Annotated in this window: 15 protein-coding genes; 13 read left to right on the top strand and 2 right to left on the bottom strand. The window is 67.6% G+C overall.

The window, feature by feature from the left end:
- Positions 1 to 120: 120 nt before the first annotated feature.
- Positions 121 to 849 carry a YebC/PmpR family DNA-binding transcriptional regulator gene (locus AB4Y40_RS29555; protein WP_069265309.1) on the bottom strand — a complete coding sequence of 243 codons (729 nt, stop codon included), beginning with the start codon at positions 847 to 849 and terminating at the stop codon, positions 121 to 123.
- A 372-nt stretch (positions 850 to 1,221) separates the two neighbouring features.
- A complete protein-coding gene (upp, locus tag AB4Y40_RS29550) occupies positions 1,222 to 1,872 on the bottom strand; it encodes a uracil phosphoribosyltransferase (RefSeq protein ID WP_342921021.1) in 651 nt (216 codons plus the stop codon).
- 371 nt (positions 1,873 to 2,243) lie between these two features.
- On the opposite strand from upp, the gene AB4Y40_RS29545 reads away from it, so the two are divergent.
- From AB4Y40_RS29545 to AB4Y40_RS29485, 13 genes are all read left to right on the top strand, one after another.
- A complete protein-coding gene (locus tag AB4Y40_RS29545; RefSeq protein ID WP_368690859.1) occupies positions 2,244 to 3,023 on the top strand; it encodes an SDR family oxidoreductase in 780 nt (259 codons plus the stop codon).
- A 105-nt stretch (positions 3,024 to 3,128) separates the two neighbouring features.
- A complete protein-coding gene (locus AB4Y40_RS29540; RefSeq protein WP_321929849.1) occupies positions 3,129 to 3,518 on the top strand; it encodes a methylglyoxal synthase in 390 nt (129 codons plus the stop codon).
- 57 nt (positions 3,519 to 3,575) lie between these two features.
- Complete coding sequence (locus tag AB4Y40_RS29535) at positions 3,576 to 4,550, top strand: quinone oxidoreductase (protein ID WP_368690858.1); 975 nt, start codon at positions 3,576 to 3,578, stop codon at positions 4,548 to 4,550.
- A gap of 265 nt (positions 4,551 to 4,815) precedes the next feature.
- On the top strand, positions 4,816 to 4,938 hold the full coding sequence (locus AB4Y40_RS29530; RefSeq protein WP_069265305.1) for a potassium ABC transporter ATPase: 123 nt from the start codon (positions 4,816 to 4,818) through the stop codon (positions 4,936 to 4,938).
- A complete protein-coding gene (kdpF, locus tag AB4Y40_RS29525; protein WP_027819619.1) occupies positions 4,935 to 5,027 on the top strand; it encodes a K(+)-transporting ATPase subunit F in 93 nt (30 codons plus the stop codon). The genes AB4Y40_RS29530 and kdpF overlap by 4 nt, the downstream gene beginning before the upstream one ends.
- Positions 5,024 to 6,829 (top strand): potassium-transporting ATPase subunit KdpA, encoded by a 1,806-nt coding sequence (gene kdpA / locus AB4Y40_RS29520; protein ID WP_368690857.1) that lies wholly within the window; start codon positions 5,024 to 5,026, stop codon positions 6,827 to 6,829. The genes kdpF and kdpA overlap by 4 nt, the downstream gene beginning before the upstream one ends.
- Positions 6,830 to 6,861: 32 nt before the next feature.
- A complete protein-coding gene (gene kdpB, locus AB4Y40_RS29515; RefSeq protein ID WP_368690856.1) occupies positions 6,862 to 8,946 on the top strand; it encodes a potassium-transporting ATPase subunit KdpB in 2,085 nt (694 codons plus the stop codon).
- A 40-nt stretch (positions 8,947 to 8,986) separates the two neighbouring features.
- Positions 8,987 to 9,565, top strand: a complete 579-nt coding sequence (gene kdpC, locus AB4Y40_RS29510) for a potassium-transporting ATPase subunit KdpC (RefSeq protein WP_133182052.1) — start codon at positions 8,987 to 8,989, stop codon at positions 9,563 to 9,565.
- A gap of 132 nt (positions 9,566 to 9,697) precedes the next feature.
- Complete coding sequence (locus AB4Y40_RS29505; protein ID WP_368690855.1) at positions 9,698 to 12,640, top strand: DUF4118 domain-containing protein; 2,943 nt, start codon at positions 9,698 to 9,700, stop codon at positions 12,638 to 12,640.
- Complete coding sequence (kdpE, locus tag AB4Y40_RS29500) at positions 12,633 to 13,331, top strand: two-component system response regulator KdpE (RefSeq protein ID WP_028205706.1); 699 nt, start codon at positions 12,633 to 12,635, stop codon at positions 13,329 to 13,331. Before AB4Y40_RS29505 ends, kdpE begins: the two co-directional genes overlap by 8 nt.
- 128 nt (positions 13,332 to 13,459) lie before the next feature.
- A complete protein-coding gene (gene sugE, locus AB4Y40_RS29495) occupies positions 13,460 to 13,780 on the top strand; it encodes a quaternary ammonium compound efflux SMR transporter SugE (RefSeq protein WP_368690854.1) in 321 nt (106 codons plus the stop codon).
- 210 nt (positions 13,781 to 13,990) lie between these two features.
- Entirely contained in the window at positions 13,991 to 14,605 is a 615-nt protein-coding gene (locus AB4Y40_RS29490) for a DUF4126 domain-containing protein (RefSeq protein WP_368690853.1), read from the top strand.
- Between the two features lie 188 nt (positions 14,606 to 14,793).
- Positions 14,794 to 17,343, top strand: coding sequence for an ABC transporter permease (locus AB4Y40_RS29485; RefSeq protein WP_368690987.1), 2,550 nt, complete (start codon positions 14,794 to 14,796; stop codon positions 17,341 to 17,343).
- Positions 17,344 to 17,367 lie beyond the last annotated feature (24 nt).

Raw genomic sequence — 17,367 nt, 5'->3', positions numbered from 1 at the left:
AATCCCCGAGAGACCAAGACCAGAAACAGTTGCGGCCGGCGCGCAGTGCGCCGGCCGTGAAAATCGCGAGCAGGAGGCGGGGCCAAAGCAGACCTCGACGCGGCCTCCCGGGCCGACGCCTTATTCCTCGGCGATCGACGCGTTGGTGTACACATCCTGGACGTCGTCCAGGTTTTCGAGAGCGTCGAGCAGTTTTTGCATCTTCACGGCGTCGTCGCCCGTGAATTCGACCTCGTTTTGCGGCTTCATGGTGACTTCGGCCATTTCGGCCTTGAAGCCCGCGGCTTCGAGGGCGGTCTTCACCTTCGTGAAGTCGAACGGCGGACAGACCACTTCGATCGAACCGTCGTCGTTCGTCACGACGTCGTCGGCGCCCGCTTCGAGCGCGGCGTTCATGAGCTCGTCTTCGGGCGTGCCCGGCGCGAACACGAACTGGCCCACGTGATCGAACATGAACGCAACCGAGCCGTCCGTGCCCATGTTGCCGCCGAACTTCGAGAACGCGTGGCGCACTTCCGCGACCGTGCGGGTGCGGTTGTCGGTCATCGTGTCGACGATGACGGCCGCGCCGCCGATGCCGTAGCCTTCGTAGCGGATTTCCTCGTAGTTCGCGCCATCGACGCCACCCACACCGCGCTGGATGGCGCGGTTGATGTTGTCCTTGGGCATGTTGGCGTCGTACGCCTTGTCCACAGCCAGACGCAGGCGCGGGTTCGTATCGGCATCGCCGCCGCCCATGCGCGCCGCGACCTGGATTTCCTTGATGAGCCGCGTCCAGACCTTGCCGCGCTTCGCGTCAGCAGCAGCCTTCTTGTGCTTGATGTTGGCCCATTTCGAATGACCCGCCATACCTTTCTCCGTCTCACGCGCCATGCGCGTGCAGTGTGCAATGTGCTGTTGTCGTTGCGATGTTCCCGGGTGCGGCCTTCGCGCGTCGTTCGCGCGGCGCGCGTGATTTTCGCGCGTGCCTCGCGCGTCATGCCCGCGCAGCATGATGTGCCGGCAGGACGGGACGCAGCGCCCGTTCAGGTGGACCTGAATTTTATCACGCCGGGACCGACCGGCTTCGCCTGCCTTCGTAACGCAACGCCAGACGATTGCCGCTTACGCCGGCCGCTGAGGGCGCTAAGGGGGCAGGATCGGGTGTGCCCGCGCAAGGCGGGGATGGGGCGAGGGCGGCCCGTTTTCCCCGGCCGCCCCTGAACAACCGCGGCGCGGCGGTTAGTTCTTCGTGCCGAAGAGCCGGTCGCCGGCGTCACCGAGGCCCGGAATGATGTAGGCGTGCTCGTTCAGATGCGAATCGAGCGACGCCACGTAGAGCTTCACGTCCGGGTGCGCCTTCTGGAACACGTCGACGCCTTCGGGCGCGGCCACCAGCGCGAGGAACAGGATGCGCTCGCCGGACACGCCGCGGCGCTTGAGCACGTCGATGGCGTGCGCCGCCGAGTAGCCCGTCGCGACCATCGGATCGCAGAGGATGAAGGTGCGGTCCTCGAGGTCGGGCAGCCGCACGAGATACTCGACCGGGCGATGGTCGTCGGCGCGATACACGCCGATATGGCCGACGCGCGCGGACGGCACCAGCTCGAGCAGGCCGTCGGACATGCCCACGCCCGCGCGCAGCACCGGCACGATGGCGAGCTTCTTGCCCGCGATCACCGGCGCATCGATTTCGACGAGCGGCGTTTGCACGCGGCGCGACGCGACCGGCAGGTCGCGCGTGATTTCATAGCCCATCAGCAGCGTGATCTCGCGCAGCAGCTCGCGGAACGTGCGCGTGGACGTGTCCTTGTCGCGCATATGCGTGAGCTTGTGCTGGATCAGCGGGTGATCGAGGATGAAGAGATTCGGGAAACGGCTGTCCTGTTTCATGGCGGGGCGCACAAGGCTGCAAGGGAATCGGAGAAGCGGTCGTGCCGTTGCCGCGCGAGCCCGAAGCTCACGCCCGGGTTGCGCGGTGGCGGCGAGCACGGCCCGCCGCGCGGCAAGCGCTCAAGGCTTGCGAGGGCGCCGGGCCGCGCTACAGGCGCAAGTATACGGTAAGCATGCACCCATCGGCGCGCGCATGGCGCGTGGCGAGGCGACTTCGCTCACCGGTTGCCGGGTCCCGCGCCAGCGGCCTTCCACGCGTCGCGCCCGATTCTTCTAGAATCCCAAAAAGGTCGCAGGGCGGCGCGGCGCAAGGCCTGGCCGTGTCCGCCCTGTCACAGGACGGTCATCCACGCAAAAAGGACACGAAAACGATGGACATGGGCATCGCAGGACGCAACGCGCTGGTGTGCGCGGCCAGCAAGGGACTTGGGCGCGGCTGCGCCGAGGCGCTCGCCGCCGAAGGCGTCAACGTGACGATCGTCGCGCGCACCGCGCAGACACTGGAGGAAACCGCCGCGCAGATCCGCAAGAGCACGGGCGTGGACGTCAAGGCGGTGGCCTGCGACATCACGACCGAAGCGGGCCGGGCCGCCGCGCTTGCGGCGTGTCCGTCGCCGGACATTCTGGTGAACAACGCGGGCGGCCCGCCACCGGGCGACTTCCGCAAGTACACCCACGAGGCGTGGATCGCGGCGCTCGAAGCGAACATGCTCACGCCGATCGCGCTGATCCAGTCCACCATCGACGCCATGATCGCGCGCGGCTTCGGGCGCATCGTCAACATCACGAGTTCCTCGGTGAAGGCGCCGATCGACGTGCTCGGCCTCTCGAACGGCGCGCGCTCGGGGCTCACGGGCTTCGTCGCGGGCGTGGCGCGCCAGGTCGCGGCCACCGGCGTCACGATCAACAACCTGCTGCCGGGCGCGTTCGACACCGACCGCATCCAGGCCACCATCGTCGCGCAGGCGAAGGCGAGCCAGATTTCGGAAGAAGAAGCGCGTGCGCGCCGCATGAAGTCGATTCCGGCCGGACGTTTCGGCACGCCCGAGGAATTCGGCCGCGCCTGCGCGTTCCTGTGCAGCGTGCACGCGGGCTATATCACCGGGCAGAACTGGCTGATCGACGGCGGGGCCTATCCCGGCACCTACTGATATCGAGTCAGCGTTGGGCAGCCGCGGCGCCGCCACCACGACACGCAGCACGACACGCATCACGACAATTACGCACGCAAACCCCACGTCAAGGAGAGTTACGCCATGCCAACCCGCGTCGCACTGATCGCGCACGACCACAAGAAGGATGACATCGTCAAGCTGGCGACCGAATACGTCGATACGCTGCGCCACTGCGAGATCATCGCGACCGGCACGACCGGCTCGCGCATCGAGGCCGCGACGGGCGTGAACGTCGAGCGCATGCTCTCGGGCCCGCACGGCGGCGACCTGCAGATCGGCGCCCGGCTCGCGGAAGGCAACGTCGACATCGTGATCTTCCTGCGCGACCCGATGACTCCGCAGCCGCACGAACCCGACATCAACGCGCTCGTGCGCGCATGCGACGTGCACGACGTGCCGTGCGCGACGAACATCTCGACGGCGCGCATGCTGCTCGACGTGCTCACGCTGCGCCAGAAAAACGCGGTCTGAAGCGCGCCGCGTAGCCCGATTTCAGGAAACCAGCCAGGACAACACCAAGGAGACGTGATGACCAAGGCAATCCGATACGACAAGACCGGTGGCCCCGAAGTGATGAAGTGGGTGGATGTCGACGTGGGCGAGCCGGGCGAGGGCGAGGTGCGCCTGCGCCAGAGCGCGTGCGGCCTCAATTACATCGACGTGTACTTCCGCACGGGGCTCTATCCGCAGGCGCTGCCCGCCGGGCTCGGCATGGAGGCAGCCGGCGAGGTGACGGCGGTGGGCCGCGGCGTGAGCACGCTGAAGGTGGGCGACCGCGTGGCGTATGTCGCGCGCCCGCCGGGTGCCTACGCGCAGGAGCGCGTGCTGCGCGCCGACCAGTTGATCAAGCTGCCCGACGCGATCAGCGACGAAGCCGCCGCTTCGATCATGCTGCAGGGTCTTACGGCGCAATACCTGCTGCGTCGCACGTATCGCGTGCAGGCCGGCGACACCATCCTCATTCAGGCGGCGGCGGGCGGCGTGGGCCTGCTCGTGTGCCAGTGGGCGAAGGCGCTGGGCGCGACCGTGATCGGCACCGTGGGCTCGGACGAGAAGGCCGCGATCGCGAAGGCGCACGGCTGCGATCATCCGATCGTCTACACGCGCGAGGACTTCACGGCGCGCGTGCGCGAGATCACGAACGGCGCGGGCGTGCCCGTGGTGTACGACTCGATCGGCAAGGACACCTACACGAAATCGCTCGACTGTCTTGCGCCGCTCGGCATGTTCGTGAGCTTCGGCAATGCTTCGGGGCCGCTGCCGCCGATCGATTCGTCGGAGTTCGCCGGGCGCGGCTCGCTTTTCTTCACGCGCCCGACGCTCTTCACCTATATCGCGAAGCGCGCCGACTACGAAGCGATGGCCGCCGAGTTGTTCGACGTGGTGTCGTCGGGCAAGGTCAAGACGTCGATCAACCAGCGCTGCGCGCTCGAGGACGTCGGGCAGGCGCATGCCGACCTCGAAGCGCGCAAGACCACCGGTTCGACCGTGCTGATCCCGTGACCTGACACTTGATGCACCGCCGCGGCGCACGGGGCATGCCATCGGCGCTGGCGCATTGATCTGTTCTTTACGTTCCTTGACTCCGTCATGGAGCCCCAAAAGGCGCGCAACGCCAATGTTGCGCGCCTTTTTTCCTCGTGCGCCGTCTCGTGTTCTCGCCCGCGTTTACGCGCTTTTTATACGCGCGCCAAAACCTTTGATCCGGATTTAATGCCTTAGCGGGTAACTTTCTGCCATCCGTCATCCGCGAATGGAGAACACGACAATGGATGTGCTGTATATCGGGGGGCTGGTGGTTTTCGCCGCGCTCACATACGCGTTGATCGCGGGCTGCGAGAAGCTCATGCAGTACCGCCGCGATCAAGGTGCGAAGGGGGTGCGCCCATGACCTGGATCTTCTGGCTATCGGGGGCGGCAACGCTGTTGCTGTTCGTTTATCTCGTCCATGCGCTGCTGCGCGCGGAGGATATCGAATGAACGCCAACAATCTGCTCCAGGCGGGGATTTTCCTCGTCGTTCTGCTCGCGCTCGCGGTGCCCGTATCGGGCTACATGACGCGCGTGCTCGACGGGCGCTCGCGCGTCGTGCGTCTCTTTGCGCCGCTCGAAAACTTCCTCTATCGCATTGCCGGCGTCGATCCGCAGGCCGAGATGAACTGGAAGCGCTATGCGCTCGCCACCATCTCGTTCAACGTGCTCGGCGTGGGCTTTCTCTATGTGCTGCTGCGCATTCAGGGCTGGCTGCCCGGCAACCCGCAGCAGTTCGGTGCGATGACGGTGGACGGCGCGTTCAACACGGCCGTGAGTTTCGTCACCAACACCAACTGGCAGGACTACACGCCCGAGCAAACGGTGAGCTATCTCACGCAGATGCTCGGCCTCACCGTGCAGAACTTCCTGTCGGCGGCGACGGGCATCGTGGTCGTGATCGCGCTGATTCGCGGCTTTGCGCGCCACTCGGTGCAGACCATCGGCAACTTCTGGGTCGACCTCACGCGCACGACGCTCTACATCCTCGTGCCGATGTCGGCGATCATCGCTGCGCTCCTGATGAGCCAGGGCATGATCCAGAACTTCAAGGCGTATCAGGACGTGCCGGTGCTGCAAACCACGACCTACGCCGCGCCGAAGCTCGACGCCCAGGGCAACCCGGTGAAGGACGCGAAGGGCAATCCTGAAACGGTGGACACGAAGGTCACGTCGCAGACGCTCGCCATGGGTCCGGTCGCCTCGCAGGTCGCGATCAAGATGCTCGGCACCAACGGCGGCGGCTTCTTCAACGCGAACTCGGCGCATCCGTACGAGAACCCCACGCCGGCCTCGAACGTCATCGAAATGTTGGCGATTCTGATCATTCCGGCCGCGCTGTGTCTCGTGTTCGGCAACGTGGTGGGCGACCGCAGGCAGGGCGTCGCGGTGCTCGCGGTGATGACGGTGGCGTTCGCCGTGGCCGTGGGCGGTGTGCTGTCCGCCGAGCAGTCGGGCAATCCGATGTTCACGACGCTCAACGTCGACCAGCACGCCAGCGCGCTGCAGGCCGGCGGCAACATGGAAGGCAAGGAAACGCGCTTTGGCATCGCGCAGACGGGCATCTTCGTGGTCGCGACCACGGCGGCTTCGTGCGGCGCCGTGAACGCTGCACACGACTCGCTCACGCCGCTTGGCGGTCTCGTTCCGATGCTCTTCATCCAGCTCGGCGAGGTGATCTTCGGCGGTGTCGGTTCGGGTCTCTACGGCATGCTCGTATTCGCGCTGCTCGCGGTGTTCGTGGCGGGGCTCATGATCGGCCGCACGCCGGAATATGTCGGCAAGAAGATCGAGTCGTTCGAGATGAAGATGGTCTCGATCGTCGTGCTGCTCACGCCGCTGCTCGTGCTGGTCGGCACCTCGATCGCGGTGCTCGCCGACGCGGGCAAGGCCGGTATCGCCAATCCGGGCGCGCATGGCTTCTCCGAGATCCTGTATGCGTTCAGCTCGGCCGCCAACAACAACGGCAGCGCGTTCGCAGGCCTGACCGTGAACACGCCGTTCTATAACTGGCTGCTCGCCATTGCGATGTGGTTCGGCCGCTTCGGCACCATCATTCCGGTGCTCGCCATCGCGGGTTCGCTCGCAAGCAAGAAGCGTATTGCGGTAACGGGCGGCACGCTGCCCACGCATGGTCCGCTCTTCGTCGTGCTGCTGCTCGGCACGGTGCTGCTGGTCGGTGCGCTCACCTATGTGCCCGCGCTCGCGCTCGGTCCCGGTGTCGAGCATCTGATCATGATGGGCGTGCATTGAACGGGGGCCTTCGCAACATGAGCGAAACGAAAATGAATCAGCATAGTGCAACTCGGTCCATGTTCGATCCGGCGCTGGTGCGTCCGGCCATCGTGGACTCGTTCAGAAAACTCAATCCGCGCACGCAGTTGCGCAACCCGGTGATGTTCTGCGTCTACGTGGGCAGCGTGCTCACGACGATCCTCTGGGTCGCGGCGCTGGTGGGCCAGGCCGAAGCGCCCGCGGGTTTCATCCTCGCGGTCGCGCTCTGGCTGTGGTTCACGGTGCTGTTCGCGAACTTCGCGGAAGCGCTCGCCGAAGGTCGCTCGAAGGCGCAGGCAGCGTCGCTGCGCCAGGCCAAGAAAGACGTCATGGCCAAGAAGCTCAACGAGCCGCATCCGAAGGCGCCGATCCGCATCATGACGGCGTCCGACCTGCGTCGCGGCGACGTGGTGCTTGTCGAGACCGGCGACACCATTCCGGCGGACGGCGAAGTGATCGAAGGCGTGGCATCGGTGGACGAATCGGCCATCACGGGCGAATCGGCGCCGGTGATCCGCGAGTCGGGCGGTGACTTTTCTTCGGTGACGGGTGGCACGCGCGTGCTCTCCGACTGGATCGTCGTGCGCGTCACCGCGAACCCGGGCGAAGCGTTCCTCGACCGCATGATCGCGATGGTCGAAGGCGCGAAGCGCCAGAAAACGCCGAACGAAATCGCGCTCACGATCCTGCTCGTTGCGCTGAGCATCGTGCTGCTGCTCGCCACCGCGACGCTGCTGCCGTTCTCGATGTTCTCGGTCGATGCCGCGAAGATGGGCCACGTGGTCACGATCACGGCGCTCGTGGCGCTGCTCGTCTGCCTGATTCCGACGACCATCGGCGGGCTGCTTTCGGCGATCGGCGTGGCCGGCATGAGCCGCATGATGCAGGCCAACGTGATCGCGACTTCGGGTCGCGCGGTGGAAGCCGCCGGCGACGTGGACGTGCTGCTGCTCGACAAGACCGGCACGATCACGCTCGGCAATCGTCAGGCGTCGATGTTCCTGCCGGCGCCCGGCGTGACCGAAGAAGTGCTCGCCGACGCCGCGCAGCTCTCGTCGCTCGCCGACGAAACGCCGGAAGGCCGCAGCATCGTCGTGCTCGCGAAGCAGCGCTTCAACATTCGCCAGCGCGACATGCACTCGCTGCACGCTGAGTTCCTCGCTTTCAGCGCCCAAACGCGCATGAGCGGTGTGGACATGCCCGGCCGCGAGATCCGCAAGGGTGCCGCCGATGCCGTGAAGAACTACGTTCAAGCGCACGGCGGCCGTTTCCCTGGCGAAGTCGAAAACGCCGTGGACGATGTGGCACGCCGCGGCAGCACGCCGCTCGTGGTCGCCGAGTTGCATGACGGCATCGCGCGCGTGCTCGGCGTGATCGAGCTGAAGGACGTGGTGAAGGGCGGTATCAAGGAGCGATTCGCCGAGCTGCGCAAGATGGGTATCAAGACCGTGATGGTGACGGGCGACAACCGCCTGACCGCCGCCGCGATCGCCGCCGAAGCGGGCGTGGACGACTTCCTCGCGCAGGCCACGCCTGAAACCAAGCTCGCGACCATTCGCGAGCACCAGGCGCAAGGCAAGCTCGTGGCGATGACGGGCGACGGCACCAACGACGCCCCGGCGCTCGCGCAGGCCGACGTGGCCGTGGCGATGAACACGGGTACCCAGGCCGCGAAGGAAGCGGGCAACATGGTCGACCTCGACTCGAACCCGACCAAGCTCATCGAGATCGTCGAGATCGGCAAGCAGATGCTCATGACGCGCGGCTCGCTCACGACGTTCTCGATCGCCAACGACGTCGCGAAGTACTTCGCGATCATCCCGGCGGCGTTCGCCTCGACGTATCCGCAACTGCGCGTGCTCGACGTCATGCATCTGACGTCGCCGTCGTCGGCGATCCTCTCGGCGGTGATCTTCAACGCGCTCATCATCGTCATGCTGATTCCGCTCGCGCTCAAGGGCGTGAAGTACCGGCCGCTCGGCGCGGCGACGCTGCTGCGCCGCAATCTGCTGGTCTACGGCCTCGGCGGCATTCTCCTGCCGTTCCCGTGCATCAAGCTGATCGATATGGTGCTCGCCGCGTTCGGCTGGGTTTGATCCGCGCCGACCCACACGGATAGATACATAGGAAGCCAAAATGAAATCGCAGTTTCGTCCTCTGATCGTGATCTTCGCCGTGCTGACGGTCATCACCGGCCTCGTGTATCCGGCCGTGATGACCGCGTTCGGCCAGGCCGCGTTCCATCACCAGGCCAACGGCAGTCTCGTCGAAGTTGACGGCAAGGTGGTGGGCAGCTCGCTCATCGGCCAGCAGTTCGACGCGCCCCAGTACTTCTGGGGCCGTCTCTCGGCCACCTCGCCGATGCCGTACAACGCGACGAGCTCGGGTGCCTCGAACCTCGGGCCGACCAACCCGGCGCTCGCCGACGAGATCAAAGGCCGCATCGCCGCCCTCAAGGCCGCGGGCACCGATGTCTCGCAGCCCATTCCGGCCGACCTCGTGACGTCGTCGGGCAGCGGGCTCGATCCCGAGATCTCGCCGGCCGCCGCCGCCTACCAGGTGGCGCGCGTGGCGCAGGCGCGCCATATGAGCCCGAGCGACGTGCAGACGCTCGTGGAGCGTCATACGAAAGGTCGCCAGTTCGGCCTCTTTGGCGAGCCGCGTGTGAACGTACTCGAGTTGAACCTCGCGCTCGACGGCAAAGAGGTTAGCTGAGCGGGAACGTTGAGCCGCACCGCACGCTCGACGCCTGGCGCGTCGAGCGTGCGGTTTGCCATTTCCGCGCCACGGTGAGACGATCTTTCGTGCGCCAGGTGCCACCCACGAGAAACTCATCCCGACTTCCGCATGAACCGCCCCGATCCCGACGAACTGCTCGACCGGCTGCAGCGCGACGAAGAAAAACGCCGCCGCGGCAAGCTGAAGATCTTCTTCGGCGCGTCAGCCGGCGTTGGCAAGACCTATGCAATGCTGCAGGCCGCGCGCCGCCGCGCCGAGGAAGGCGTGGACGTGGTGGTCGGCATCGTCGAGACGCATGGGCGCAGCGAGACCGCCGCGCTCACCGCCGGCCTCGAAGTGATGCCGCGCCAGCGCATTGCCTACCGCGGGCGACTGCTCGAAGAGTTCGATCTCGACGCCGCGCTCGAACGCAAGCCGCAGCTCGTGCTCGTCGACGAACTGGCGCACTCGAATGTGGCCGGCGCGCGCCACATGAAGCGCTGGCAGGACGTGTACGAACTGCTCGACGCGGGCATCGACGTCTACACGACCGTCAATGTGCAGCACCTCGAAAGTCTCAACGACGTAGTGGGGCAGATCACGGGCATTCGCGTCTGGGAAACCGTGCCCGACCGTGTGTTCGACCGCGCCGACGAAGTCACGCTCGTCGACCTGCCCGCCGAAGAACTGCTCGACCGCATGCGCGACGGCAAGGTCTACATGCCGGCGCAGGCCGAGCGCGCGGTGCGCAACTTCTTTCGCAAGGGCAACCTGATCGCGCTGCGCGAACTTGCGCTGCGCCGCACCGCCGATCGCGTGGACGCGCAGATGCGCGAGTATCGTGCCGACCGCTCGATCCAGCATGTGTGGCAGGCGCGCGAGCGGCTCGTCGTCTGCGTGGGGCCGGGGCCCGAGGCGAACGCGCTGGTGCGCGCCGCGGCGCGGCTCGCCGCGAGCCTGAAGGCCGACTGGATCGCCGTGTACGTGGAGACGCCGAAGCTCCAGCGTCTGCCCGATGCCGTACGCGAGCGCACGCTCGGCGCGCTCAAGCTCGCCTCCGAACTCGGCGCCGAAACGGCGACGCTCGCGGGCGAGGACGCCGCGACCACGCTGGTCGGCTACGCGCGGCTGCGCAATGTCTCGAAGCTCGTGGCGGGCGGCTCGCTGCGCACGGGCTTGTCACGCTGGGTGAAGCGCCCGTTCGGCGAGCGCCTAGCCGAAAAAGCCGGCGATGTCGATCTCACGCTTGTGCGCGCGAGCGCGGGCGAAGCCGTGCGCGGGGGCAGCGAGCCCGGAGGCGCGGCCAGTGCCGCCACGCGCGCTGCGAACGCCTGGCGCGATGCGCTTGCGGCAGGGGGCGCCGAACGCTCGCCCCCGCGCGCCTACGCGGCCGCGCTCGTGATCTGCGCCTGCGTGACGCTCGTCGCGAACCAGCTGATCGACCGCATCGACCTCGCGAATCTCGTCATGCTGTATCTGCTCGGCGTGATCTTCACGGCGACCAGGCTCGGGCGCGGGCCGGGCGTGATGCTCTCGTTTGCAAGCGTTGCGGCGTACGACTTTTTCTTCGTGCCGCCGCGCATGTCGTTCTCGGTCTCCGATACGCAATATCTGCTGACGTTCGTCGGCATGCTGCTCACTTCGCTCGTCATCAGCCATCTGACGTCGAGCCTGCGCCGCGAGGCGAGCGTCGCGCAGCGGCGCGAACAGCGCACCGGCGCGATGTACGCGATGGCGCGCGAGCTGGCCGCGGCGCTCACCACGGAGCAGATCGTCGCGATCGGCAGCCGCCACGTGAGCGAGGTGTTCGGCGCGCGCGTGGCGCTGCTGCTGCCGGATAGCGCCGACAAGGTGCAGCAGAAGATCGAGGAGCCCGATCCGAAGATCATGCTCGAAGCCGAAAACGTCGACATCGACGTGGGCCAGTGGGTGTACGACCAGCAAAAGCCCGCGGGCAACGGCACCGACACGCTGCCGGCGGCCGTGGCGCGCTACCTGCCGCTCAAGGCGCCGATGCGCACGCGCGGCGTGCTCGCCGTCGTGACGCGCGACGCGCGCGAGCTGCAGGTGCCCGAACAGCAGCGCATGCTCGACGCGTTCGCCGCGCAAATCGCACTCGCGCTCGAGCGTGTGCACTACGTGGACATCGCGCGCGACGCGCTCGTCAACATGGAGTCGGAGCGGCTGCGCAACTCGCTGCTCTCGGCCATCTCGCACGACCTGCGCACGCCGCTCACGACGATCGTCGGCTTCTCGTCGATGCTCGCGCAAACCCACGAGCCGGGGGATGCGCAGGATGCGCGCTCGGGCGAACTGATCGAGGCGATTCACGACGAGGCGCTGCGCATGACGGGCATCGTCACGAACCTGCTCGACATGGCGCGGCTGCAGGCGGGCAGCCTCAATCTCAATCGTCAGTGGACGCTGCTCGAGGAAACCGTGGGCGCCGCGCTCGCCGCTTGCCGCCGCGTGCTCGCGCGCCACCCCGTGCGGGTGAAGCTGGAAGAGGGCTTGCCGCTGCTCCAGCTCGACGCCGTGCTGATGGAGCGTCTCTTCTCGAACCTGCTGGAGAATGCGGCCAAGTACACGCCGGCCGACGCGTCGCTCACCATCGCGGCACGGCGCGTGGAGGAGGGCGGCCAGCCGTTTGTGCGCGTCTCGATCGAGGACAACGGGCCGGGTCTGCCGCCCGGCATGGGCGAGCGCGTGTTCGAGAAGTTCACGCGCGGCGAGAAGGAGTCGGCCAAGCCCGGCATCGGGCTCGGACTCGCCATCTGCCGCGCGATCGTGGAGGCGCACGGGGGTACAATCGGTGCAGCCAATCGCGTTGCCGCCGACGGCCATGTGCAAGGCGCGACGTTCTGGTTCGCGCTGCCCGTGGAGTCGCCGCCGCCGCTGCCCGCCGATGTGACCGATGCGCCAGAGGCACACGAAGCGCTCGAGCCGGTTGAGCCGGTTGAGGCCGCCGGCGACGCAGAACATGTGAGCGCCGCCGAACCTGTCAGAGGCGAATCCGTCCCGCGCATGGCCGCCCCTCAAGAAAACGTCGATCCCAAACCCGCAAATGAGTGACCCGAGCATCGCCGTCGTTCTAATCGAAGACGAAAAGCAGATTCGCCGATTCGTGCGCGCAACGCTGGAGGGCGAGGGCATCGTCGTGCACGACGCCGAGACCGGCAAGCAGGGCCTCGTCGAGGCCGCCACGCGCAAGCCCGACCTCGTGATCGTCGACCTGGGCCTGCCCGACACCGACGGCCTCGACGTGATCCGCGAACTGCGCGGCTGGAGCGATCTGCCCGTGATCGTGCTTTCGGCCCGCACCCAGGAAAGCGAGAAGGTGGCCGCGCTCGACGCCGGCGCCGACGACTACCTCACGAAGCCGTTCGGCGTGTCCGAGCTGCTCGCGCGCATTCGCGCACAGCTGCGGCGGCGCAACCGCGGTGGCGCGAACGAGGCGCCGCAGGTGAGTTTCGGCGCCGTGAACGTCGATCTCGGCCTGCGCCAGGTCACGCGCGAAGGCGCGCCCGTGCATCTCACGCCGATCGAGTACCGCCTGCTCGCCACCCTCGTGCGCGACGCGGGGCGTGTGCTCACGCACCGGCAACTGCTGCGCGAGGTCTGGGGGCCGTCGCACGTGGAGAGCAGCCATTACCTGCGCATCTACATGGCGCATCTGCGGCAGAAATTGGAGCGCGATCCCGCACAGCCGGAGCACATCATCACGGAGACGGGCGTGGGGTACCGGCTGGTCGGCGTGCAGTAAGGCTGCACGGCGAGCCCTCACGGCGCGCCTGCACCGCGCTGGTGCTATCATTACGGTTCTGTAAGGACGGCCTTGCAGATTTTGATGTCATCGGGGACGGCCCCATTTTTTCAAATGGAGCGTCCCTCATGTCCTGGTTTCTTCTTCTTGTCGCCGGCCTGCTCGAAGTGGCGTGGGCCGCCGGTCTCAAATTTTCCGAAGGATTCACGCGGCTCTGGCCCTCGGTGTTCACCGTGGTCACGGCCCTGGGCAGTTTCGTCCTGCTCGCCATGGCCATGCGTCAACTGCCGCTCGGCACCGCCTATGCGGTGTGGACGGGCATTGGCGCGGTCGGCGCGTTCGTGTTCGGCATCGTCATGATGGGCGAGGCCGTGAGCGCCGCGCGTGTGGCGAGCGCCGCGCTGATCGTGCTCGGCCTCATCGGACTCAAGCTTTCTTCGGCCGCCTGATCAAATTCGCTGCGCATACCTCGATGCCTATCCCGTGCCGCGGCCGCGCAACACCGCTGCGGCACCGCAGCGAGCGTGGCTATAATGGAACGGTCATAACCCGATAACACTCCGCGCCGCATGAGCGGCGAGCGTGTGCGCACAGCGCCTGCTCTCCCGCTTTGCGCGTGGAGCGCCGGCGCCCCGGCCGCGCCGCGCGAGGAGGCAGCCATGCTGGAACCACTTTCGCTAGCAGCGGGCCTGTCCTGGGGCAGCGGCCTGCGCCTCTATCTCACGGTGCTGATCGCCGGCGTATTGCAACGTCTCGGCCTGATTCACCTGCCTGACACGCTCGCCGTGCTCGCTTCGCCGTGGGTGATCGGCATCGCCGCCGCGCTCACGGTGCTCGAATTCCTCGCCGACAAGATTCCCGCGTTCGATTCGCTCTGGGACGCGGTGCATACCTTCATCCGCATTCCGGCCGGGGCCGTGCTCGCGGCCGGCGCGCTCGGCCATGCCGATCCGGCGCTGTTGACCGTCGCCGCGCTGGCGGGCGGCACGCTCGCGGGCACGGCGCATCTCGCCAAGGCGGGCACCCGCGCGCTCATCAATCTGTCGCCTGAGCCGGTGTCGAACGTCGTCGCATCGAGCGCCGAAGACGGCATGACCTTCGTCGGCGTGCTGCTCGCGCTCTTCGTGCCGCTGCTCTTCCTCGTCATGCTCGTGGCGTTTCTCGTGCTCGCGGCCTGGGCGCTGCCGCGCCTATGGCGCGGCGTGCAGGGCGGTTTTCGCGGCATGGCGACGCACATGGTTTCGCGGCTTTCGCTGCGGGGTCGTCACGATTGAGCGGCGGCGCGCCTTCTTCCTCCAACGCCAGGCCTCCGCGCAGCGAAGGCGGCCCAGGGTTCGTGCAGGCTGAGCCGCCGGGTGCGGCTGGTGGCCCGGGCGGCCCGGGTAGCACGGACGGCCCGCGCGCACCGGTGGCCGTGCGTACCACGCCAGGCTGGTCCGATCTCGTGCATCTTGCGGCGCGCATGACCGCGCGCGACTGGCGCGCGGGCGAACTCACCATGCTGCTGTTCGCGCTCGTGCTGGCCGTGGCGGCGCTCGCCAGCGTCGTTTTTCTCGCCGACCGGCTGCAGCGCGGCCTCGAGCGCGATGCCCGGCGCATGATCGCCGCCGATTTCATCGTGCGCGCCGATCACCCCGTCGATCCCATGTTTGCGCGCGAGGCGCAGTCGCTCTCGCTGCGCACGGCGACCACGGCGATTTTCCCAAGCATGGTGAGTTCGGGGGCGCCGCAAGCTGCGGCAGCGGCGGGCGCTTCCGCCGCCGCGGGCGCAACGGCCACGCGTCTTGCCGCCGTCAAGGCCGTCTCGGCGGACTATCCGTTGCGCGGCGCGCTGCGCATCGCCGCGGCGCCGGGTGCGCCCGATCACGCGGCGCAAGGCATTCCGCCGCCCGGCACCGTCTGGGTGGACGACGAACTGCTCGACGCGCTCAAGCTCCATGTCGGCGACACGGTGAAGGTCGGCACGCGCACCTTCACCGTCAACGCGCTCATCACGAAAGAACTCGACCGCGGCTTTTCGTTCGTGAACTTCTCGCCGCGCCTCATGATGCGCGCCGACGAAGTCGCGTCGACCGGTCTGCTCGGCTATGGCAGCCGCGTGACTTACCGCCTGCTCGTGGCGGGCGCCGATCCGGCCGTCGCGCAGTTCGCGTCGTGGGCGCGTGCGCGCGTGGATGGCGGCAAGATGCGCGGCGTCGCGCTCGAATCGCTCCAGGACGGCCAGCCTCAGGTGCGCCAGACGCTCGACCGCGCGCGCCACTTCCTCACGCTCGTTTCGCTCCTGACGGCGCTGCTCGCGGCGGTGGCGATCGCCATGGCCGCGCATCGCTACACGCGCCGCCATCTCGACGCCTGCGCCGCGATGCGCTGCCTGGGCGCGAGCCAGCGCACGCTGCGCACGCTGTTCGTGCTGGAGTTCGCGGGGCTCGGGCTCGCGGGCGGCGCGGCGGGCGTGGCGCTCGGCTATGCAGGGCATCTCGCGCTGCTGGCGTGGCTCGGCAATCTCATCGACGTCGTGCTGCCGCAGCCCGGCCCGTTGCCCGTGCTCGAAGGCATCGCCGCGGGTCTCGTGCTGCTGCTCGGCTTCGCGCTGCCGCCGCTCCTGCCGCTCACGCGCGTGCCGCCGGTGCGCGTACTGCGCCGCGAGTGGGGCGATGAAGGGCGTGCCGCGTGGGCGGCCTACGGCGTCGGCATCGCGCTGTTCGCGGGGCTGCTCGTGATCGCGGCGGGCGAACTCAAGCTCGGCGGCATCGTCGCCGGCGGTTTCGCGATCGGGCTGCTCGTCTTTGCCGGCGTGGCGCGCGTAGCGCTCTGGTGCGCGGCGCGCGTGGCGCGCAGCGGGCGTCTCTCCGGCCAGGCGCGCGCGGGCGTGGGTTGGCGCTATGCCCTGGCGTCGCTCGAACGGCGGCCGGGCGCAAGCGCGCTGCAGATCACGGCGCTCGCCATCGGCCTGATGTGCCTGTTGCTGATCGCGATGACGCGCAACGACCTCGTCGAAGGCTGGCGCAAGTCCACGCCGCCCGACGCGCCCAACGAATTCCTCATCGACATCCAGCCCGATCAGCGCGACGCCGTGGCCGCCTGGCTGCGCGCACATGGCATCGCCGGGGCTGCCGACAGCGATCTCCAGCCGATGGTGCGCGGGCGCCTCATCTCGATCAACGGCAAGCCCGTGAATCCCGACTCGTACCAGAGCGAGGACGCGCGCCGGCTCGTCGATCGCGAGTTCAATCTCTCGTACACGACGAAGCTGCCCGACGACAATCGCATCGAGGCCGGCAGCTGGTATGGCGATTCGGCCACGCCGCAGCTGTCGATCGAACAGGGACTCGCGAAGCTCATCAACGTGAAGCCCGGCGACGTCCTCAAGTTCGACGTGACGGGTCTGGAAGTCACGGCGCCCGTGACGAGCGTGCGCAAGCTCGATTGGGGCTCGTTCAAGGTCAACTTCTTCGTGCTGATGCCGCCCGAACTGTTGCGCGATTTTCCGGCGACGTACATCACGAGCTTTCATCTGCCGCCCGGACAGCGCCAGGTCGTGGACGGTCTCGTAGCGCGCTATCCCAACGTCACCGCGATCGACATCGCGCCGATTCTCGCGCAGATCGAGCGCGTGCTGGAGCAGGTGATCGGCGCCGTGCAGTTCCTCTTTCTCTTCACCCTCGCCGCCGGCGTGCTGGTGCTCTACGCGGCGCTCGCGGGCACGCGCGACGAACGCATGCGCGAGTCGGCGCTGCTGCGCGCGCTGGGGGCATCGCACCAGCAGGTGCGCGCGGTGCAGGTGGCCGAATTCATTTCCGTGGGTGCGCTCGCGGGGCTCATGGCGGCAATCGGCGCGCAGGCGGTGGGCTCGGTGCTCGCCACGCACGTGTTTCTCTTCTATCTTCCGTTCGATCCGTGGCTCCTGCCTGCCGGCATCGCCGCGGGCGTGGTGTGCGCGGGCGTGGGCGGCTGGATCAGCTTGCGGCACGTGCTCGCGCGGCCGGCGCTGCAGTCGCTGCGCGACGCGTAGTGCAGCAACCCGCGGCCACCCGCC

Source organism: Paraburkholderia sp. EG287B, assembly GCF_040965595.1.
Taxonomy (GTDB): domain Bacteria; phylum Pseudomonadota; class Gammaproteobacteria; order Burkholderiales; family Burkholderiaceae; genus Paraburkholderia.
Note: the sequence above shows the minus strand (reverse complement) of the source record. Positions and strands in the feature narration are given on the sequence as shown.